At 64.0% G+C, this 20,789-nt stretch carries 20 protein-coding genes; 2 read left to right on the forward strand and 18 right to left on the reverse strand.

From position 1 onward, the window contains the following. Positions 1-26 precede the first annotated feature (26 nt). The 3 genes from secF to yajC are packed head-to-tail and all read right to left on the reverse strand — an operon-like array spanning position 27 to position 3,053. Complete coding sequence (secF, locus tag QQL28_RS24125) at positions 27-1,046, reverse strand: protein translocase subunit SecF (RefSeq protein ID WP_284269269.1); 1,020 nt, start codon at positions 1,044-1,046, stop codon at positions 27-29. A 10-nt stretch (positions 1,047-1,056) separates the two neighbouring features. Continuing rightward, entirely contained in the window at positions 1,057-2,655 is a 1,599-nt protein-coding gene (secD, locus tag QQL28_RS24130; RefSeq protein WP_284269270.1) for a protein translocase subunit SecD, read from the reverse strand. A gap of 44 nt (positions 2,656-2,699) precedes the next feature. Continuing rightward, entirely contained in the window at positions 2,700-3,053 is a 354-nt protein-coding gene (yajC, locus tag QQL28_RS24135) for a preprotein translocase subunit YajC (protein ID WP_254095419.1), read from the reverse strand. 181 nt (positions 3,054-3,234) lie between these two features. Here yajC and QQL28_RS24140 point away from each other — a divergent pair, with 181 nt between their 5' ends. Further along, entirely contained in the window at positions 3,235-4,206 is a 972-nt protein-coding gene (locus QQL28_RS24140; RefSeq protein ID WP_284269271.1) for an ATP-binding protein, read from the forward strand. Between the two features lie 260 nt (positions 4,207-4,466). Here QQL28_RS24140 and QQL28_RS24145 read toward each other — a convergent pair whose 3' ends face one another. The 5 genes from QQL28_RS24145 to QQL28_RS24165 form a co-directional block, all read right to left on the reverse strand. After that, a complete protein-coding gene (locus tag QQL28_RS24145) occupies positions 4,467-5,069 on the reverse strand; it encodes a cation:proton antiporter domain-containing protein (protein ID WP_284269272.1) in 603 nt (200 codons plus the stop codon). A 186-nt stretch (positions 5,070-5,255) separates the two neighbouring features. Then, positions 5,256-6,929, reverse strand: a complete 1,674-nt coding sequence (locus tag QQL28_RS24150) for an arylsulfatase (protein ID WP_284269430.1) — start codon at positions 6,927-6,929, stop codon at positions 5,256-5,258. A 126-nt stretch (positions 6,930-7,055) separates the two neighbouring features. Further along, positions 7,056-8,051 (reverse strand): formylglycine-generating enzyme family protein, encoded by a 996-nt coding sequence (locus tag QQL28_RS24155; protein WP_284269273.1) that lies wholly within the window; start codon positions 8,049-8,051, stop codon positions 7,056-7,058. Between the two features lie 631 nt (positions 8,052-8,682). Continuing rightward, complete coding sequence (locus tag QQL28_RS24160) at positions 8,683-10,083, reverse strand: LysM peptidoglycan-binding domain-containing M23 family metallopeptidase (RefSeq protein WP_284269274.1); 1,401 nt, start codon at positions 10,081-10,083, stop codon at positions 8,683-8,685. Positions 10,084-10,192: 109 nt separating this feature from the next. Continuing rightward, the gene (locus QQL28_RS24165) at positions 10,193-10,843 is read right to left on the reverse strand and encodes a protein-L-isoaspartate(D-aspartate) O-methyltransferase (RefSeq protein ID WP_284269275.1); all 651 of its coding nucleotides are present in this window, start codon (positions 10,841-10,843) and stop codon (positions 10,193-10,195) included. Between the two features lie 254 nt (positions 10,844-11,097). On the opposite strand from QQL28_RS24165, the gene QQL28_RS24170 reads away from it, so the two are divergent. Beyond that, positions 11,098-11,469 carry a response regulator gene (locus tag QQL28_RS24170; protein WP_284269276.1) on the forward strand — a complete coding sequence of 124 codons (372 nt, stop codon included), beginning with the start codon at positions 11,098-11,100 and terminating at the stop codon, positions 11,467-11,469. A 185-nt stretch (positions 11,470-11,654) separates the two neighbouring features. Here QQL28_RS24170 and surE read toward each other — a convergent pair whose 3' ends face one another. From surE to QQL28_RS24220, 10 genes are all read right to left on the reverse strand, one after another. Then, entirely contained in the window at positions 11,655-12,422 is a 768-nt protein-coding gene (surE, locus tag QQL28_RS24175) for a 5'/3'-nucleotidase SurE (RefSeq protein WP_284269277.1), read from the reverse strand. 228 nt (positions 12,423-12,650) lie between these two features. Then, positions 12,651-13,025 carry a hypothetical protein gene (locus QQL28_RS24180; RefSeq protein WP_284269278.1) on the reverse strand — a complete coding sequence of 125 codons (375 nt, stop codon included), beginning with the start codon at positions 13,023-13,025 and terminating at the stop codon, positions 12,651-12,653. A gap of 115 nt (positions 13,026-13,140) precedes the next feature. Then, the gene (serS, locus tag QQL28_RS24185) at positions 13,141-14,472 is read right to left on the reverse strand and encodes a serine--tRNA ligase (RefSeq protein WP_284269279.1); all 1,332 of its coding nucleotides are present in this window, start codon (positions 14,470-14,472) and stop codon (positions 13,141-13,143) included. A gap of 192 nt (positions 14,473-14,664) precedes the next feature. Further along, on the reverse strand, positions 14,665-15,474 hold the full coding sequence (gene tatC, locus QQL28_RS24190) for a twin-arginine translocase subunit TatC (protein WP_284269280.1): 810 nt from the start codon (positions 15,472-15,474) through the stop codon (positions 14,665-14,667). Then, the gene (gene tatB, locus QQL28_RS24195) at positions 15,471-16,031 is read right to left on the reverse strand and encodes a Sec-independent protein translocase protein TatB (RefSeq protein ID WP_284269281.1); all 561 of its coding nucleotides are present in this window, start codon (positions 16,029-16,031) and stop codon (positions 15,471-15,473) included. Before tatB ends, tatC begins: the two co-directional genes overlap by 4 nt. Before the next feature lie 83 nt (positions 16,032-16,114). Next, a complete protein-coding gene (locus QQL28_RS24200) occupies positions 16,115-16,348 on the reverse strand; it encodes a twin-arginine translocase TatA/TatE family subunit (protein ID WP_074120659.1) in 234 nt (77 codons plus the stop codon). Positions 16,349-16,514: 166 nt separating this feature from the next. Next, positions 16,515-17,246 (reverse strand): SMC-Scp complex subunit ScpB, encoded by a 732-nt coding sequence (gene scpB / locus QQL28_RS24205; RefSeq protein WP_284269282.1) that lies wholly within the window; start codon positions 17,244-17,246, stop codon positions 16,515-16,517. A gap of 21 nt (positions 17,247-17,267) precedes the next feature. Then, positions 17,268-18,107, reverse strand: a complete 840-nt coding sequence (locus QQL28_RS24210) for a segregation and condensation protein A (RefSeq protein ID WP_284269283.1) — start codon at positions 18,105-18,107, stop codon at positions 17,268-17,270. After that, on the reverse strand, positions 18,104-19,132 hold the full coding sequence (nagZ, locus tag QQL28_RS24215; RefSeq protein ID WP_284269284.1) for a beta-N-acetylhexosaminidase: 1,029 nt from the start codon (positions 19,130-19,132) through the stop codon (positions 18,104-18,106). Before nagZ ends, QQL28_RS24210 begins: the two co-directional genes overlap by 4 nt. A 52-nt stretch (positions 19,133-19,184) precedes the next feature. Further along, positions 19,185-20,705, reverse strand: coding sequence for an SPOR domain-containing protein (locus QQL28_RS24220; RefSeq protein WP_284269285.1), 1,521 nt, complete (start codon positions 20,703-20,705; stop codon positions 19,185-19,187). Between the last annotated feature and the right edge of the window lie 84 nt (positions 20,706-20,789).

Below are 20,789 nucleotides of genomic sequence, written 5' to 3' on the forward strand. Positions count from 1 at the left end.
ACTCTTGCGAGGGCGCGCGGTTCGGATCATGGCCGATTTTTCTTCGCCGGCGTAGCCGTTTCGACCGCATCTTCGCGATGCTCGCCGACGCCGAGATAGATCAGGATCGGCGCCGCGATGAAGATTGACGTATAGGTGCCGACCAGCACCACGCCGAACATCATCACCGCGGTGAAGCTGTGGATGGCATGACCGCCGAAGAGGAGCAGCGCCAGCAGCGCCAACGTCACGGTGAAGTGGGTGATGATCGAGCGCGACAGCGTCGAGTTGATGGACTCGTTGAGCAGCTGCGGCATCGGCATCTTCTTGTAGCGCCGGAGCATTTCGCGGATACGGTCGTAGATGACGACGGTGTCGTTCAGCGAATAGCCGAGAATTGTCAAAAGCGCCGCGATGCTGGTCAGGTCGAAATCGACCTGGCTGATCGACATGAAGCCGATGGTCAGCACGATGTCGTGCACGTTGGCGATCATGGCGCCAAGCGCGAACTGCCATTCGAAGCGGAACCAGAGATAGATCAGGATGGCGACGATCGCGAGCATCAGGCCGATCATGCCGTAGGCAAGCAACTCGCCGGAGACGCGGGGGCCGACCACTTCGACGCGGCGGTACTCGACGGTGTCACCGAGCGCGCCGCGCACCTTCTGCACGGCTTCCTGCTGGGCGGCGTCGCCGCCCGGCTGCTCCGCAACGCGGATCAGGACGTTCTCGGGGCCGCCGAACTGCTGCAACTGGACTTCGCCCAGCCCCAGGGCGTCGAGCGAGGTGCGCATCGCCGCGATGTCGGCGGTGCCGGACTTGGCCTGCACTTCCAGAAGCGTGCCGCCGCGGAAGTCGATGCCGAAATTCAGGCCGTGGGTGAAGAACAGCGTGATCGCGACGATCGACAGCGCGGCCGAGATCGGGAAGCTGATGCGGCGGAAGCGCGTGAAGTCGAAATGCGTATTGTCGGGGACGATGCGCAGCGACGGCAGCAGGCCAAGGGCCGCAACGACGGTGAGGATGGCAATGAGGACGCCAAGCCCGATGAGAACGGTGTGAGTCACAATCAGGCTCCTAGATCGGCACGCTCTGCGGCCGCTTCCACCGCACCCACCAGGCCACGATCAGCCGGGTCAGCGTAAAGGCGGTGAACACCGTGGTAATAATGCCGATGCCGAGCGTCACGGCGAAGCCGCGCACCGGACCGGTGCCGATGTAGAACAGCACGGCAGCAGCAATGAAGGTCGTAATGTTGGAATCGAGGATGGTCGCAAGCGCCCGCTTGAAGCCGGCGTCGATCGCCGAAATCGCATTGCGGCCGCCGCGCAATTCCTCGCGGATGCGCTCGTAGATCAGCACGTTGGAGTCGACCGCGATACCGACGGTGAGCACGATGCCGGCGATGCCGGGGAGCGTCAGCGTGGCGTTGAGCAGCGACAACAGGCCGAAGATCATCGCGACGTTGATGGCCACCGCGATGTTGGCGAACACGCCGAACAGCCGGTAGGTGAGCAGCATGAAGACGATGACCATGATCGAGCCGACATAGGCCGCAAGCTCACCCTTCTCGATCGAGTCCTGGCCAAGACCCGGGCCGACCGTGCGCTCCTCGATCACCGTCAAGGGCGCCGGCAGCGCGCCGGCGCGCAAGAGGATCGCAAGGTCGTTCGCCGACTGCACCGTGAAGCTGCCGGAGATCTGGCCCTGGCCGCCGGTGATCGGCTCGCGGATGACCGGCGCCGAGATCACCTCATTGTCGAGCACGATCGCGAACGGCAGGCCGACATTCTCCTGCGTGGCCTGTGCAAATTTGCGCGCACCCGACGTATTGAACTTGAAGCTGACGATCGGCTCGCCGGTGCGTTGGTCGAAGCCCGGCTGCGCGTCCGTCAGGTCGCCGCCGGAGACCAGCACCTGCTTCTTCACGACATAGGGCACCTTGGGAGAGCTTGCGCTCATCAGGAGCTCGGATTCGGGCGGCAGGCTGCCCTTCTGCGCCTGGTCGGGCGGCACCGAGGCGTCGACCATGCGGAATTCCATCTTCGCGGTCTTGCCGAGCAGCTCCTTCAGGCGGGTCGGATCTTGCAGGCCCGGCACCTGGACCAGGATGCGGTCGGTGCCTTGCCGCTGGATCACCGGCTCGACGGTGCCGAGCTGGTTGACGCGGCGTTCGACGATCTGGATCGACTGCTCGATGGTCTGGCGCACGCGCTCGGTGATCGCGGCCTGCGGCACGGTCAGTCGAATCAGCCCGCCGCCGGCATCGCTGACCTCCAGGCTACGCTGGCCGTTGGAGCCGAGCAGTCCGCCGAGCGGCTGCGAGAGGTCGCGCAGCTTGGCCAGCGCGTTCTGAAGGTCGGTGTCCTTGACGCGGACCTCGACCGCATCGCCCTTCGACGACAGCCCGGTGTAGCCGATCTTGGCCTCACGCAGCACGCGGCGGACGTCGTCGCGGATCTGGTCGAGCTTCTCCTTCTTGACGTAGTTGGAGTCCACCTCGAGCAGCAGATAGGAACCGCCCTGAAGGTCGAGGCCGAGCACCAGGCGGCGCTGCGCCCAGGCGGGCCAGGTTTTGACCTGCGCTTCGGGGAAGAAGTTCGGGACCGCGCAGAGGCACACGATCAGCGCCGTCAGGATGATCCCCAGCGCCCTCCACCGCGTGAAATACAACATCGACTAACCTGTCAGATCAGGAGAATACGAGGCTCGTGCGAGGATCAGCTCGCCGAGTCGTCCTTGGCGCTGTCCTTGGCCGGCTCGCCCTTGGCGCGCACGCCGGAGATCATCTGGCGCATCTGCCGCACCCGCACGCCGTCGGAAATCTCGAACTCGATCTGGTCGTCGTCGACGACCTTGGTGACCTTGCCGACGAGGCCGCCCGAGGTCACGACCGTGTCGCCGCGACGGATGTTCTTCACGAGGTCGGCATGGTCCTTCACCTTCTTCTGCTGCGGCCGCAGAATCAGGAAGTACATGATCACGAAGATCAGGGCGAACGGCAGCAGCGACATCAACATGCTGTTGGTGTCGCCGGCGCCCGCGGCCTGGGCATACGCAGGGGTAATGAACATTCGGACGATCCTCGTGAACGGGAGAAGGCCGGCATCGCCCCTTGGGGCAGCCGGGTCGGTCAAATTTCGCGCGGACTATAGCGGCAGCGGCCCCAATTGCAACGCTGCCAGACCGATGATTTGGCCCACCTTGCGGGCGGCGCTCAGGCCCGATAAGGCTGCATTCTCAGGAACTTCGGACATGCCCAAAAAACCAAGCAAAACCGCCGCCGGGAAGGCCACCAAGACCCCTGCCCGAAAGCCCGCCAACCTCGCGGCAAAACGACCCACGGCTGAAACCGCCGACCTCGCGCAAGAGCGCATCGTGCGTGCGCTGGAGACCATTGCCGCGCACCTTGCGACCCAGGCACCGGCGTCCGCCGCGCCCACCTCGTTCGAGCGCGCCGACGCCTACGTCTGGCACCCGGACGGCCGCCTCTCGGCGGTGCCGCGGGTCAGCCGCGTCGACCTCTTCCTGCTCAAGGGCATCGACCGGATGCGCGACATCCTGATCGAGAACACCGAGCGGTTCGCCAACGCGCTTCCCGCCAACAATGCCCTGCTCTGGGGCGCGCGCGGCATGGGCAAGTCGTCGCTGGTGAAAGCGGCGCATGCCAGCATCAATGCGGACCGGAAAGCCGCCGACAAGCTGAAGCTGATCGAGATTCATCGCGAGGACATCGAGACGCTGCCCGCGCTGATGGAGCAATTGCGCGGCTCGTCCTTCCGCTTCATCGTGTTCTGCGACGACCTCTCCTTCGACGGCAATGACGCGTCCTATAAATCGCTCAAAGCCGTGCTCGAAGGCGGCATCGAGGGCCGGCCGGACAACGTCATCCTCTACGCCACCTCCAACCGCCGTCATTTGCTGGCGCGCGACATGATCGAGAACGAGCGCTCGACCGCGATCAATCCGGGCGAAGCGGTCGAGGAGAAGGTCTCGCTGTCGGACCGCTTCGGCCTGTGGCTCGGCTTCCACCGCTGCAGCCAGGACGAATACCTGGCGATGGTGCGCGGCTATTGCGGCCATTTCGGCATCAAGGTCGATGACGAGGCGCTGGAGCGCGAGGCGCTGGAATGGTCGACCACCCGCGGCTCACGCTCCGGCCGCGTCGCCTGGCAGTTCGTGCAGGAGCTCGCGGGACGGTTGGGTGTGAAGCTGACGGCGAATTAGCGAGGGTTCTCGCCACACCCACAACTGTCATTGCCCGCGAAAGCGGGCAATCCAGTATTCCAGAGACATCGAGATTCAGCACAACCGCCGCGACGTACTGCGTCGCCCGGTCCCGGCTCCGCCAAAGGCTTAGCCGGACTTTCGGTGTTGGGCCGGCGTAGCGCTAGCGAAGACGGCAAGCCGAGCGACGACATCGTCTTCCGCGGATGCGCAGGATTGCGCAATCAAACCAGCCAACGCTACATTTGGTGCGGACCCGATCAACGATCGAGTTCAGCTCGGGTGCCAGTCGTCAGACGAGATGCAAACCGTTCAGTCAACACCGGGCCAAGGACTGATGTTGCGAACACAAGCACAAGCACGACATTGAGCATTCGATCGTCGAGCAGCCGTTGACCGGCTGCACCGAGCGTTTCATGCGCGACCAGAGTCGCGGCGAGCGTGGCGGCAACGTGCGGCAGCGTGAGCGACCAGATCGTAAGCTGTTCATTGCGGTTGTAGCCAAACGCGCGACCCACCACCCAGGCGGCTATCCACTTGCCGACGAGCAGGGCACCGATGATGCTGGCAACGAGCAAGAAGTTGTCGAAAATCCCGTAGACAAAGCTGACCGGGTTGATCAGGAATCCGGTAACGACAAAGAAGATCGGAATGAACAGCGATTTGCGACTCTCTGTGACCCGTGCGACGAAGTCGATGATCGACGCTTTCGCCGGGCCCTCATTCCAAGATGGCAGAGGACCGGTTTGCGTCTGGGCCATGGCGGACGTGGAACGCAGAGCGGCAGATAGAAGCGGAAGCATCGCCAGCGACGAGAGCAGTGCGCGACGGTCAAGGCGTGGAACTCGCATGATCTGTTTCATTGTCGATGTCGATCCGTTTCGATTGTGCGGTCCCTACCCGTCAACATTGAAGGTGCGTGCGAGGCTGGTGCATCGCTGCTGTTCGTAGCGCGCTTGCCGGCATGCTGCTTGGTGAGGAGTTGGATTCTGAGCGCAGTGGATTGGCGAGCGCCCTATGTCGGGCGCCCGCCAATTCATACTGATCCATTAGTCGCTGCGACCGGCAACTTTGGCCTGCTTGACCTGTTGCAGCACCTGCTCGAGGTTGTAGCTCGCCGGGTCCTGGAGCGGCGGGTACGCAATATAGCTCTCGAGCTCCTTCAGCCAGAGCGCCTGGCCGATGGGCAGCATGTTCCAGTCATACACGTAGGCTGTCGAAGGGGAGCCGATTACGCCGCCAAGGCCCATGAGTGTCTTGTACTGTGCACCAATGGAGGTCTCGAACGGGTCTCGCTTGATATTGACGACTTGGGCCCAGTGATAGGGAAGCGCTCCGGCAATAAAGCCCTGCGGCGCGTCGGACACCATCGTGAAGTAGATCTTCCAGTTCTTGTAGCGGACCGCCGACGGATCCTTGCCCGAATAGTAGAAGAAGGTATCGCGCGCCGACTTTTCTGAACGCCCGGAAAGGTATTCGGTCTGATCGACGCCATCGAGCGTCGTCTTCACGATGCCGGGATATTGGCCGGCCTCGATGCGCTTCTTCAACTCGTCTCCCTTTGCGCCGCCCGCGATGTTAACAAACGTCGGCAGCCAGTCGAGTGCCGCGAAGATTTCGTTCTTGATGGTGCCGGGCTTGATGACACCCGGCCAGCGAACCACCAGCGGAGCACGCATGCCGCCTTCCCAGGTGCTCAGCTTGCCGCCCTTGAACGGCGTGGTGCCGCCGTCCGGAAAGGTGATGGTTTCAGCGCCGTTGTCGGTCGTGAACACGACGATCGTGTTGTCGAGCTGGCCCATGTCCTGGAGCTTCTTCAGCACATAGCCGATGTTGTCATCCAGCTGCTTCATGCCGGCCTCGTTGAGGCCCCAGTCCTTGCCGCCGGCTTCGCCGACCATGGCCGCGTACTTGTCATTCAGCACCGTCGTGATGTGCATGCGCGCAGGGTTGTACCAGACGAAGAAAGGCTTGCCCGTCGTCTTCGGATCGTTGCGATCGAGGAAGTCGATGACCTTGGCCGAGATTTCCTCGTCGACACCCTTCGATCGCTCGAGCGTCAGCGGGCCCTGGTCGACGCACTGCTGAGTCCTGGATGTACCATCGGACTTGCACGACAGGATATTGCGCGGAGGCGTCAGACAAACCGCCGTTTTCGGATCGACCGCGCCCGGTACCTCCGGAATGCCGGGGATCGGCGTATTCTTGCATGGCGGGGCAACCGTCTGCTGGGTGGGGGTCTTGTTGATGTCCGGGAAGCTCACGCCTTGCATGGCGTCGAGATGGTACAGGTAGCCCCAGTATTCCTGGAAGCCATGCGCGGTCGGCAGCGCGTCGGTGTGATCGCCGAGATGGTTCTTGCCGAATTCACCCGTGTTGTACCCGAGATCGAGCAGGAACTTGGCGATCGCTGGTGTACCGGGCCGCAGATAGGACGGGCTGCCCGGCAGTTGCGGCGGGATCATGCCGGTGCGCAGCGGATGCATGCCGGTGAAGAAGGCATTGCGACCTGCGGTGCAGCTCTGCTCGGCATAGTAATGCGTGAAGATCGCACCTTCATTGCCGATACGATCGATGTTGGGCGTCTCGCCGACCATCAGGCCGCGATGGTAGATGCTCGGCTGGTAGAGGCCGATGTCGTCGCCCATAATGAAAAGGATATTGGGTTTCTGTGGCGGTTGCTGCGCCACCGCCGGCGTGCTGGCTGGCCCGGACAGCGACATCAACATCGTCGCGCCAAGCAGCGAGGCGCAGGACCTCTTGTGCCAACCGGATGTCTTGCACGGCGGAATTGCGGCAAACGGCGGCCTGTCATTGAATTTGCAATTCAACATGGCATCGCTCTCCCATTATGATGCGTTAGAGACACCTCGCCTGATGCACCGAAATCCAAGGTGGTTCGTGGATGTGTCGATCGGCTCCGCATGCCGCGCAGCCGGCCGGTAGCGTCTGCAGTAATTCGGCGCGCACAAATGCGAGCCGCCTTTGATGACCTTGCGTGGAATCTTGACGTTGGTCGTTCTTGGGTCGTAGCTATCGGCTTCACAGCCGCCGCGCGGATTCTCGGGAATGCAGCAGGCCTTTGCAGCGTCGGCTTCATGCCGAGACGAGTACCAGTCTGACGTCCATTCCCAGACGTTGCCGATCATGTCGTGCAGCCCGTAACCGTTCGGCGGAAATGCGGTGACCGGCGATGTCCGTTCGAACCCGTCCTCCCTGGTGTTCTGGCGCGGAAATTCGCCCTGCCAGGTGTTGGCCATGTGACGGCCCTCGGGCGCAAATTCATCTCCCCAAGCGAACTCGGCGCCCTCCAGTCCGCCGCGCGCCGCGAATTCCCATTCCGCCTCGGTCGGCAAATCCTTGCCCGCCCATCGTGCGTAGGCGAGCGCGTCGCTGAAGGCCACATGCACGACGGGATGATCATCCAGCCCACGGATGTTGCTCCCGGGTCCATAGGGATGCCGCCAGTCCGCGCCTTCGGCGAAGGTCCACCACTGGCTGAAGTCCCGGAGATTGACCGGATGCGCGGGCGGAGAGAACATCAGCGAACCCGCATAGACCATGTGCGGGAGCATTCCGGGATAGTCCTTTGGATCGGGCGCGATCTCGGCAACGGTGACGTGGCCGGTCGCCTTGGCGAACGCTTTGAATTGCCGGTTCGTCACCGGATGGCAATCCATCCAGAACGCATCCACGGTGACGCGGTGGACCGGCGCTTCCTCCGGATAGTGCCGATCCGACCCCATGCGAAACGTGCCGCCCGGCACGTACAGCATCCCCTCACCTGCTGGATGCTGGAACGATTGTCCGGGATCAGGCGACGATTTCGCGTCAGCCAGCTTCATGCCGATCTCCCGACCCGCGCATCATTGGCCTGCGCCACCACGGAAACGGAACGCCACTCTTCCAGGTTGATCTAAATCAAAGGGTCCTGGTCGGGTCATTCACGATGGCGCTGGGTCGCCAGCAAGCCCTGCCACGTCCGCTGCGCCATCGAAACCGAAGCATATTCAGAACACTAGGACATCGCACCGGCAGCCATCGGCTACTTTGCATGGGGTTGTTTTTCGATAATTTCATCGTTCTGTCACAAAAGGACTCCGGCCGAACCTGATCTCATTTCTCTTAGCGGCCCCGCGAGGCTCCGACACCGGAACCTCGAATTATACGCGACGAACTCAGCGATTTCGAATGGATCGGGATTCAGAGAGCTTGCCGGAAAAGAAGGAGCAAGCACGAACATTCCGCCGGAGCGAAATCGCATGAACACGATCTGCTTCCGGCATTCACCACACTTTTTGTTAATCCGAATTTTGCTACGTGCTAATCGCCACCACGGTTCACGGCAGCTTCTCGGCCGAGCGACTGCTGTCTCTGGAATACTGGATCGTCCGCCCCAGCGCGCAATTGCGCACAAGGCGGACGATGACAGCGTGTTTGTGGTGGTTGCGTGCCCTGCTTCGGGAAGCGTGCGCCTCACGCCCCGTTGAGGAATTGGAGCGGGTCAACCGGGTTTGATCCTTTACGGATCTCGAAGTGGAGCTGCGGCGACGCCACCTCCCCGGATTGCCCCGACTTGGCAATGACCTGGCCGCGCTTGATGCTATCGCCGCGCTTCACCAACAGCTCACTCGCATGGGCATATGCGGTGACGTAGCCGTTGGAGTGCCGCACCAGAACCAAATTGCCGTAGCCTTTCAGCTCGTTACCGGAATAGGCAACGACGCCGTCTTCAGCCGCCTTGACCGGCGTGCCCTCGGGCACCGCGAGATTGATGCCGTCATTGCTCTTGCCGTTGGTCTTGGCGCCGTAGCTCGTGATCACCTTGCCACGCACCGGCCAGCGGAAAGTCGGCAGCGCGCCGGTGGCGTCCGCGGCCTTCGCCGGCGTCTCGGCGGGCTTCTCTTCGACGTTGGCGGTGGCTTGCGCCAGCCGCGCGCTCTGCATCGGTGCGGCAGCGGCCGCAACCCTGGTGGCGGGCACGGTTGCGACCGCGGCAGGCTGCTGCACAACGGCGACGGGCGCGGAAGCCACTGCCACCGGGGCAGCCGGCGCGGCAACGGCCGCGGTCTTGCCGTTCGGTACGGTCAGCTTGGTGCCGAGCTTGAGCTTGGCGGACGGATCGAGACCATTGGCGCGCGCGAGCTCAGCCACTGGAATGTGGTTCTTGCGCGCGATGCTGGCGAGCGTGTCGCCACGATTGATGAAGTGGGTGCTGGGCGGGGCGCTGACGGCCGCCACCGGCTTTGCTGCGGGTGCCGCGATCGGCGCTGCGGCAACCGGAGCCATTGCCGGCGCAGGCGCAGCTGCGGTGGCCGCCGGATGCGGAATGACGAGCTGCTGGCCGGGGGAGAGCGTGCGCGGGCCCTTGTAGCCGTTGGCGGCGAGGATCGCCTGCGGAGTAGTGTGATAGCGCTTGGCGAGCACGTCGAGCGTGTCGCTGGTGCCGACGATGATCTTGGTCCCGCCGGCGGGATGGGCCGCCGCGACCGACCGCGGCGGCACGGTGCCGGTGGTTTCAAGATGCGGCTGTGCCGGCGGCGCATAGGACCCCATGCCACGCCCGCCTCCGGCTACACCCCCGCCTCCTGCGGCGGGATAGGATTGCGGCGCGGCGACCGCAGGCGGCGGTAACGGCTGGGACTGATAAGAGCCGGGCTGTGTCTGCGGCCGTGCATATTGCGGCAGCTCGCGCTGCGGCGGGGCCTGCTGCACCGACCCGGTGGAATCCTGCGACGCGAAGGGGTTGGAGAAGTTGGATTGCGAAAGCCGCGACGACATATCGGCGCTGCACCCGGCGAAACCGAACGAGATCAGCGCCAGCACCGCGACATGCGGCACGCGGCGCGAGTAAAGCAACTCGGCAAGAGCGGACATGGTTACTCACTCGTACGCAACTGAACTGGTCTTTTAAGTAAACACGCGCCGAGTAAATAACCGCTTAACCCTCCCAATAAGGTGTTGGCACCACAGCCGATCCCGAATTCTACAGCTCGCGGGCCACGCCAGGCAGCGCCGGGACGAAGCGGACATCGACGAGTTCCCTGCGCTCGATCCCCGTCTCGGTGCGGGTCAGGCGGATCAGGGTCTGCACCCCCTGATGCGGGCCGACCGGCGCGATCAGGACGCCCCCGACCTCCAGCCGCGCGATCAGATTGTCGGGGATCACTTCCATCGCGGCGGTGACGATGATGCGGTCGAAGGGGCCGATATTGGCGGGCAGATCGAGACCGTCGCCCAACATCACCTCCACATTGTGGTAGGCGAGCTTCTCTAGCCGGGCGCGCGCCGCATCGGCGAGTTTTCGATAGCGCTCGACGGTCAGGACATTCCCGGCAAGCCGCGACAGCACTGCGGCCTGATAACCGGAGCCCGTGCCGATCTCCAGCACGCGATGCTTCTTCTGCAACTGAAGCTGCTCGGTCATGTAGGCAACGACGAAGGGCTGGCTGATGGTCTGTCCGCAGGCGATCGGCAAGGCGCTGTCGCGGTAGGCGTCCTCGCGGTCAGCCGCCTCGACGAACAGATCGCGCGGCACCTCCTCCATGGTGCGAAGCACCGCCTGGTCACTGATGCCGCGACGTCGCAGCGTGAGCTGAAACATCATTTTTTCCGGCGGATGCTGATTGGTGGTCATCGCTAATTTTTCGTCGCGTTTTCATCTCGGCCGGGTCGAAACTGCGGCGGTAGTTTGCGACCTTGGTCGCAGCCGCACGATTCTTGTTCCGGCGCAGGAACCCATGATAATCTTCTGCCACGGCATCTGACCACAGAATCTGCTTTACGCAGAGTTCGCCATGCCGCCATTTCCCGATCGGGGTTTGTCCAAACGCTCGTTGCGTCGCATGGTTTTATCTGCGAACGTTTGATGGGAAGGGCAAGGACTCACGGATGACTGCGACACGGCCTTCGGGCGGTTCTGTTTTCCTCGTCGAGGACGAGGTCATGATCAGGATGATGGTCGCAGACATGCTCGAAGAGCTTGGCTACAAGGTCGCGGCCGAGGCCGGCGACATTGCGGAAGCGATGCGGCTTGCCCAGTCGACCGAATTCGATTTCGCCATCCTCGACGTCAACGTCAACGGCAAGGTGATCTCGCCGGTCGCGGACGTCATCAAGGCCAAGGGCCGGCCATTCATCTTCGCGACCGGCTACGGCTCGTCCGGCCTGCCCGAGCAGTATCGCGACCGGCCGGCGCTGCAAAAGCCGTTTCAGCTCGACGCGCTCGGCAAGACCATCGAGTCCGCGCTGCGCGGCGGCTAGGCCCCACCACGTGCCGCGATGATGGCATAATGCCAGTGATTTGCCCGACGCGTCAAATGATTTCGTAAAATACGAAGCACGCGAACTGCAGCCCCGACTCCTTTGCATGGGGTTGTTTTCGATATTTTTGCTGGACGGGTCGCGAAGGCGTCAGGCCGACGGCCCCTTACGACGGCGAACACGCTCTATTTCAGCGTCTCGCCAAGCGCCTGCGAGAAGGCCTCGTCCGTGCGGTCGAGCCTGAGCGGCGTCACCGAGATGTAGCGCTCGCGCAGCGCCGCGAGGTCGGTGCCTTCCGCTGGCAGATCCATCATCGCGGTGCGCTCGAAGCCGATCCAGAAATAGGGATTGCCGCGGCCGTCGCGGCGCTCGTCGACCCTGAGGAAGCCGAGATTGCGCTTGCCCTGACGTGTCACGCGAATGCCGAGAACCTCTTCCGGCGCGCAGGACGGAAAATTGACGTTGATCACGGTATTCTTCGGCACGCCGGCCGTGAGTACCTTGCGCACGATGTCGGGACCGAATTTGCGCGCGGTGTCCCACGGCGGACGCTCGCGCGTCTCGACGCTGAACTCCTGCGACAGCGCGAATGACGGCAGGCCGAGAATGGTGCCTTCGAGCGCGCCCGCGATGGTGCCGGAATAGACGACATCCTCGGCGACGTTGCGGCCCTTGTTGACGCCGGACAGCACGACGTCGGGCAGCGTCGCGCCCAGAATATGACGCGCGCCCATGATGACGCAGTCGGTCGGCGTGCCCCTCACCGCGAAGTGCCGCGGGCCGACCTCGCGCAGGCGCAAGGGATCGTTCAGCGACAGCGAATGCGAGACGCCGGACTGGTCGAGTTCGGGCGCCACCACCCAGACATCGTCGGACAGGGCGCGCGCGATCTCCTCCACGACCTTGAGGCCGGGCGCGTGGATGCCGTCGTCATTGGTGCAGAGAATTCGCATGCGTCAGATCGCTTCCTCGGGTGCTGTGAGGAGGTCTTATCCGGCTATGACCGATCAGGCAAACCGGCGAAATGCCGGGGTTTCCGGTCGTTTGGAACTTACGGACGGCTGTCGACCGACCTCTCGCCTAAAGCGCGATGAGATTGGGATGAATCGTCATCGCGCTTTAGGTTGTTGTTTGAGCATGATCTTTTCGGAAAACCGCTTCACACTTTTCCGGATCACGCTCTAGCGGCGGATGCGCCATTGCGGCAGGAAGCGCGCCAACCGGCCTTCCGCTCGCAAGGCGAGCACGACCGGAGGGACCGGTTTTGGTGGCGGCGCAACGGGTGCCAGCGCAAGCGGCAGCTCGATGGCCGCATGCACCGTCGTTCGCGCCGCCGGCGCCTGCGGATAGCGCGTGCGTGCCAGCGTCAGTGCCTTGTCAAAATCCTCGAGATTGAGCCCGGGCTTGGCGCGCCGGCCTTGCACGAAATCATCGTCCCAAAGCCGCGCGATCTCGACGTCGAGCACGCCGCGCAGCCGCTGGTCGACCGCCTGGATGCCAAATCCGGTCACGGCCCATTGTCTGCCGATCCAGAAGATGTCGCGGTGCAGGGCCATGGACGGTCGCTGGAGAAGTCCGACGGCCGTCAGGATAGCCGCCCGTCCGATCTCCGCAACCCAGGGATCGCGCTTCGTGCAGCGAACCCTTGTGATTGAGCTGTTTTTGCCACGCCTACTCGCGCGCGACCACCTTCAGCCCGCCCATGTAGGGTTGCAGCACCTCCGGCACGGCGATCGAGCCGTCCTCCTGCTGATAGGTCTCCATCACGGCGATCAGCGCGCGGCCGACCGCGGTGCCGGAGCCGTTCAGCGTATGGACGAAGCGCGGCTTGCCATCAGGGCCGCGCGAGCGCGCGTCCATGCGGCGGGCCTGGAAATCGCCGCACACCGAGCAGCTGGAGATCTCGCGGAACATGCCGCCCTCGCCCTGTCCGGGCATCCAGACCTCGATGTCGTAGGTCTTTTGCGACGAGAAACCCATGTCTCCTGCACACAGCGTCATCACGCGGTAATGAAGGCCGAGCTTCTGCAGCACCTGCTCGGCACATGACAGCATCCGCTCCAGCTCGTCCTTGCTGGTCTCGGGCGTCGTGATCGAGACCAACTCGACCTTGGTGAACTGGTGCTGGCGGATCATGCCGCGCGTGTCGCGGCCCGCGGCGCCCGCTTCGGCTCGGAAGCACGGCGTCAGCGCCGTCAGCCGCATTGGCAGTTGCTTCTCGTCGAGAATGGACTCGCGCGCGAGATTGGTCAGCGACACCTCGGCGGTCGGGATGAGGCCGAGGCGCTCGGTCCGCAGCCGCTCATTGTCGGGCGCAGCGAGCAATTCGCCCTTGATCGCCCAGAACTGGTCGTCCTCGAATTTCGGCAATTGCCCGGTGCCGAACATGACCTCGTTGCGCACCAGGAGTGGCGGGTTGATCTCGGTGTAGCCATGCTCGTTCGTGTGCAAGTCGAGCATGAACTGGCCGATCGCACGCTCCAGCCGCGCGAGCCCCTTCTTCAGCACGACGAAGCGCGCGCCGGAGAGCTTTGCCGCAGCCTCGAAGTCCATGTAGCCGAGTGCATGGCCGAGATCGTCATGCAGCTTTGGCGTGAACGCGTAGTTGCGCTTGTTGCCGAACACGTGGTGCTGCACGTTGCCGTGCTCGTCGACGCCGTCAGGCACTTCGGCAAGCGGCAGGTTGGGGATCGCCGACAGCTCCTTTGCCAGCTCCTCATCGGCGGCCTTCGCGGCCGCTTCAAGCTCCGGCATCGTGGTCTTGAGTTCGGCCACCTCGGCCATCAGCTTGGCCGCGCGCGCCTCGTCCTTCGCCTTCTTGGCCTCGCCGATCTCCTTGGAGGCCGCGTTGCGCCGCGCCTGGGCCTGCTCGGAAGCCAGGATCGCCGCCCGCCGCTTCTCGTCGATCGCCAGCAGCGCCGCCGACATCGGCTTCAACCCACGCCGGGCGAGGCCGGCGTCGAAGGCTTGCGGATTGTCGCGGATCGTCTTGATATCGTGCATGGCTGTGGTCCTGGGGCAGCGTGTAAACAGTCAACGTCAAATGTTGTAAGTTTACATCGGCGCGCTTCCCCTAGCACAGCTGTCATCGCCCGCGAAAGCGGGCGATCCAGTATTCCAGAGACAGTGAGGGGATACGGAAGGGCCGCGGCATACTGGATTCCCCGCTTTCGCGGGGAATGACACCGGAGGCGCCTATTCCGCCGGATTGGTACTCGATGAGGCCCCGCCGCTCGACGCTTGCGACGCGGCGGCCTTCTTCTCCACCATCGCTACCGCGATGATCGAGCCCTCATAGAGCGCCAGCAAGGGAATGGCGAGCGAGCACTGGCTCAGCACGTCAGGCGGGGTCAGGACGGCAGCGATGATGAAGGCGATGACGATGAAATAGCGGCGCTTCTCGCGCAGCATCTTCGAGGTGATGATGCCGATGCGGCCGAGCAGCGTCAGGATCACCGGGAGCTGGAAGGCGATGCCGAAGGCGAAGATCAGCGACATCATCAGCGACAAATATTCGCCGACCTTGGGCAGGAGCTGAATCTGCGCGGTCTCGTCGCTGCCGGCCTGCTGCATGCCGAGCGAGAAGCGGACCAGCATCGGCAGCACGACGAAATAGACGAGCGCCGCGCCCAGCACGAAGAAGAACGGGGTCGCGACCAGATAGGGCAGGAAAGCCTGCTTCTCGTGCTTGTAGAGGCCGGGCGCCACGAACTTGTAGATCTGCGTGGCGACGATCGGGAACGAGATGAAGCCGGCGCCGAACAGCGCGAGCTTGAGCTGGGTGATGAAATATTCCAGCAGCGCCGTATAGATGAATTTCGAGTTCTCGGGCCCCGCGACCCACACGAACGGCCAGACCAGCACGTTGTAGATCTGCTTGGCGAAGAAGAAGCAGAAGATGAACGCGATGCCAAAACCGAGCAGCGCCTTGATCAGCCGCGAGCGCAGCTCGATCAAATGGTCCATCAACGGCGCCTTGCTGGCCTCGATATCGGCGTCGGTCATGACGCTTTGGCGTCCTTGATCGCCTCAGGGAGCGCGGTGTCTTGGACTACAGTGCCCTGGGTCACAGGAACCGCCTCAACCTCGCGGGTAATCGCGAGCGGTTCATTTGCCGCCGCATGCGCCTCTGCTTCCACGAAGGTCGCGGGCGTCGGCGCTTCGGGTGTCGTCGGCATCACCGGCGCTTCGGTTGAAGTCGCCGGCGCTTCAGTTGAAGCCACAGGCGGCTCGATCGCGGGTGTGGCCGCGGTCTCCGCCGGCTTGTCGATGTCCTCGATGCGCAGCGCCTCGTTGACGTCCTTCGTGAGCGAGGTCATCAAATTATTGCCAGTGAAGCTGGAGGCGGCTTCCTTGACCTCATCGAAGCTCTTCTTGAGGTCGGCCATCTCGGCCTCGCGCATGGCTTCCTGAAACTGGCCCTGGAATTCGGCGGCCATCTTGCGGGCCTTGCCCATCCATTGGCCGACCATGCGCAGCACACCGGGGAGCTCCTTCGGGCCGATGGCAACCAGCGCAACGACCGCGATCAGGACCAGTTCACTCCACCCGATGTCGAACATGAAGTCTTCCGTTCAGGCAAGCCACGATTGGCCCAATCCGCGGCGCACGGGATCGGGACCGCACACGTCTGCCGATCTTTGGCTCAGACGGCCTTGCTGCCGACGTCGGATCGTGCCGCAGTCGGCGCGGCATTGTGCTCGATGGACTTGGCGGGCTCGGGCTTGTCGGCAACCTTGTCGTCGTCCTGCATGCCCTTCTTGAACGCCTTGATGCCCTGCGCCACGTCGCCCATCAGATCCGAAATCTTGCCGCGGCCGAACAGCAGCAGGACCACTGCGATCACCAAGATCCAGTGCCAAATGCTAAGCGAACCCATCCTGCAACCCTCCAAACGCGCATGGCCGGGGACCCGGCCGATCTTCACCGAAACCTAGGCTTCGCAGGTGTCAAAAACAAGGACCAAGGCAGCGCCAATTCGCTGTTGGCGCTACGTAATCCTGCTAGTGTTAACCGGTCGCGGCGGTCCGTAGAACGACGGGCCGTCAGCCCTCGTCGCCGCCTTCCGGCGTCTCCGGTTCCGGCTCTGGCGCCGGAGCCAGCGCAAGGTCCAGATCCTCGCCAGGCTCGAGCGGATCCTCGTCCTCGCGCAGCGCCGGGTCGTCCGACGGCGTCGGCACGCTGAAACCGGTCGGCAGACGCGAATCCAGAAGGCCTGTGCCCTTCAGCTCCTCCAGGCCCGGCAGGTCGCCGAGCTGTTCCAGCGTGAACTGCGACAGGAAGTCCTCGGTGGTTCCGAAGGTGAGCGGACGGCCCGGCGTCTTGCGCCGGCCGCGCGGCTTGATCCAGCCGGTTTCGAGCAGCACGTCGAGCGTGCCCTTCGAGGTCACGACGCCGCGGATCTCCTCGATCTCGGCACGGGTCACCGGCTGGTGGTAGGCGATGATCGCCAGCACCTCGATCGCCGCACGCGACAGGCGGCGGGTCTCGGTGCTCTCTCGCGTCATCAGCCAGGCGAGATCGCCGGCGGTGCGGAAGGTCCATTTGTTGGCAACGCGCACGAGGTTCACGCCGCGCGTCGCATATTCGGCCTGCAACTGCGCGAGCGCAGCCTTCACGTCGACGCCATCGGGCATGCGCTTGGCAAGGGTCGCGGTATCCAGCGGCTCGCTCGACGCAAACAGCAGCGCTTCGAGAAGCCGCAATTCTTCGGGTCGTGCCTGGGATTCGTTGTCCATCGGCTCGACCTCTTCTACCCGAACTTCCGCCAAGGCCATGGCAGCTTCTCCTTCTTGCACTTAACCGACCGGCGTTTCAGGCGCGGGAGCCGCCCCTGGCACCGGTTGATGCCGCCCCTTTCGGAAATAGAGCGGGGCGAACGCCTCTTTCTGGTTCAGTTCCAGCTGGCCTTCCCGCACCAGTTCGAGCGCGGCAGCAAAGCTCGAGGCGAACACCGTCGCACGCTGCGACGGATCGGCGACGTAGCGAATCAGGAAGTCGTCGAGACGACCCCAATCGTCCGATTCAGTAAGGCCCCCGACCAGCCGCTCCAGCGAGGCGCGCGCTTCGGCGAGTGACCACACCGTGCGCTTGGCGAGATGCACGCTCGCGAGCACGCGCGACTGGCGCTGCGTGGCGTAGGCCGTGAGCAGGTCGTAGAGGGTCGCGGTGTATTTCGGATGCTTGACCTCGGCGATCTGTTCAGGCTCTCCGCGCGGGAAAATGTCGCGCAGCAATTGCTGCCTGTTCATCAGCCGGTTCGCCGCTTCGCGAATGGCCTCGAGCCGGCGCAGGCGATTGGCGAGCGCGGTGGCCATCTCCTCTGCGCTCGGACCTTCCGCAGTCGGCGGTTCCGGCAGCAAGAGGCGCGATTTCAGGAAGGCAAGCCAGGCCGCCATCACGAGATAGTCGGCCGCAAGCTCGAGCCGGATTTTTCGCGCGGCTTCGATGAAGTGGAGATATTGATCGGCGAGCGCCAAAATCGAGATCTTGGCGAGATCGACCTTCTGCTGCCGCGCCAGCGCGAGCAGCAGATCGAGCGGGCCCTCATAGCCCTCGACATCGACGACCAGCGCCGGTTCGCCCTCGGCGAGCTCGGCGGGCCGCCCGGTTTCAAACGATAGGATCTCTGCGGTCATGCGGATGCCGTGTTCGCCTGTGCGATCAATGCGTCGAGTTCAGCCCGCGCCACCGTCCGGTCGAACGGCTGCGGCGCCTTGCGCGTGGCCAGCGCCCTGTTCGCGCGCTCCAGCGCCTTGCCCGACAATTCGGGCGTTTGGCCGGCGACCTCGTGCATTTCCTCGATATTCCCGTTGCAATGCAGGACGATGTCGCAGCCGGCTGCAAAAATCGAACGCGTGCGCTCGGTAATGGTGCCCGCCAATGCGTTCATCGACACGTCATCACTCATTAACAAACCTTGGAACCCAATCACGCCACGAATCACCTGCTGAACCATTGTCGCAGATGTCGTCGCCGGATGGGCGGGGTCGAACGCGCTAAACACAACATGTGCGGTCATCGCCATCGGCAGGTCCGCCAATGGCTTGAACGCGGCAAAATCGGTCCGCTCCAGCTCATCCCCTGGCGTGTCCACCGTCGGCAGCCGGAAATGGGTGTCAGCCGTCGCCCGGCCATGGCCGGGGATGTGCTTGAGGACCGGGAGCACGCCGCCCTGCTCCAGCCCGTCCGTGACGGCGCGGGCGATCGCCGCAACCTTGGCCGGCTCGGTTCCATAGGCCCGGTTGCCGATTACGGCGTCGGCGCCCGCGACCGGCACGTCGGCGAGCGGCAGGCAGTCCACGGTGATCCCGAGATCGGCCAGATCAGCCGCGATCAGTCGGGCGCTGAGGCGCGCAGCCGTCAGCCCAAGCGCCGAATCAATGTCGTAGAGCTTTCCGAACACGGCGCCCGGCGGATAGACCGGCCAATGCGGCGGACCCAGCCGCTGCACCCGTCCACCCTCCTGGTCGATCAGCACGGGGGCATCCGCGGCACCAGCGACGCCGCGCAATTCCTGAACAAGCGAAGCAACTTGAACTGGAGTCCCGATATTCCTCTTGAAGAGGATGAAACCCCACGGACGTTCCGCACGGATAAAATCCCGCTCGGCGGCGGTCAATTCCGTTCCGGATACGCCGGTAATGAAAGCCCGCGTGCTCATAGTCGCCGATTAACCGTACCCCGCTAGGGGGTCAAGGAAACGGCCAATAATACTACGGGATAAAGCACTGGCCGCCGGCCGCCTTCAGCTCGGTGCAGAACTGGACGGCTTCCTGACGGGTCCGGTACGGACCGACCATGGCGCGGTACTTCACCTTGTTGTCGGCCAGATCCACCCGCTTGATCACCGGCGAGCGGGATCCGAGTACGGACCCATATTTGCCCTGTGCCACGCGGAACGACTCTCTCGCGGCAGCCTCAGTGTCTTGCGACGAAACCGATACCATGTAGCTGCCACCGGTTGCCGCTTCGGGAGCAGCAGGCGGGGCGATCTGCGTCGGATTGGTCGCGGCCATCCGGGTCGGCGGCGGCGCAGTCGGGTCCGGCGCACCGCCCTGGGGCGCCAGCGACATCGGCTGGTTGGCGCTGGCATTGGCCGAGGTCGGCGGATTGCGTGGCGCGGCCGGCACGGCGGCGACGGCTTTCGGCGCCCCGGCCGGCTTGGCCGCGGCGGCAGCCGCCGGCGCGGGCGTGCTGTCGGTCTGATCGCCCTTCACCGCAAGCGTCCTGATCCGGCGCGGCTCGCTGTTGGGCATCGTGCCGTTATTGGGCGCGGCGACTGGCGGCGGCACGGCCGACGGTGAGACGCTCGCAACCGGCGGCGGATTAGCATTCGGATTGAGCGGCGGGAAAACGACGCGCGGGCCACCGGACTTGGCGTTGACGTCGATCGGCGCTTCCTCGCGCGGCACGATTTTTTCGCCGCCGTCACCGGTGACCATGCGATCCGGCACCTTGGCGGAGCCATCGGCGGGCGCCGGCACGACCTTGGTCGGCGTGTTGTCCGCCTTGATGATCGGCGGTTCGCCGCTGCGGGGAGCTCCAAGGTAGGTCTTGTAGGCGAAGGCGCCCCCGGTTCCGACCACGGCCAGCGCAAGGATGGCCGCAACGGTCATCAGTCCGCCGCGCTTCTTCTGCGGCACCTCGTCCTCGAGCTCATCCTCGGGATAGTCGCTCTGATAGGCGTAAGGATCGTCGGGATAGGACGGATCGCGCTGGAAATCCTGCTGACCGGCTTCGAGCTGGCCGTAAAGCGCATCGTCATAGCGCGAGGGATCGACCGGAGCGTTGTGCTCGGGATAGGCCTGCTCAGTATAGGCCTGGGGCTCCTGGTAGTCCGGCTCCGGAGCCGGCTGCTGTGCCGCGAAACGCTGCAAAGGATGCACAGGGTTCGCCGCCGGCGCGTAGCGCGGCTGCTCGGCCGCAGCCGGCTGCGGCTGAACGTTGGCACGCCGCATCCAGGACGGCGGTCCCGGCGGCGGTGGCGGCTCCTCGTAATGATCCTGGTAGTTGTCCGGCGCGTAGCTTTGCTCAGGCGGCTGGTACGGCTCGGGCGCCGGCGGAGCTGGCGGCCTCGCGGCGGGCCGGCCTTGCTGCGCGGCGAACGGATCAGTCTGCCCGATCAGGCGCGCAAGTTCGGCCAAGGGATCGTTTTCCGCCCTGCCATGCTGATCGCCACTGCGACCATAGTCATCGGAAGGATACGGTCTGTCCTGATATCGTCGATCGGCCATCGTGATGATGCGTCCCCTTCGGGAAAGCTCGCCAGTCGTCGACCCGAACAGCGGCCTTCACCCACAAGGCATTCAACCAAGTCG

This window comes from Bradyrhizobium iriomotense (genome assembly GCF_030160715.1).
Taxonomy (GTDB): Bacteria; Pseudomonadota; Alphaproteobacteria; order Rhizobiales; family Xanthobacteraceae; genus Bradyrhizobium; species Bradyrhizobium iriomotense.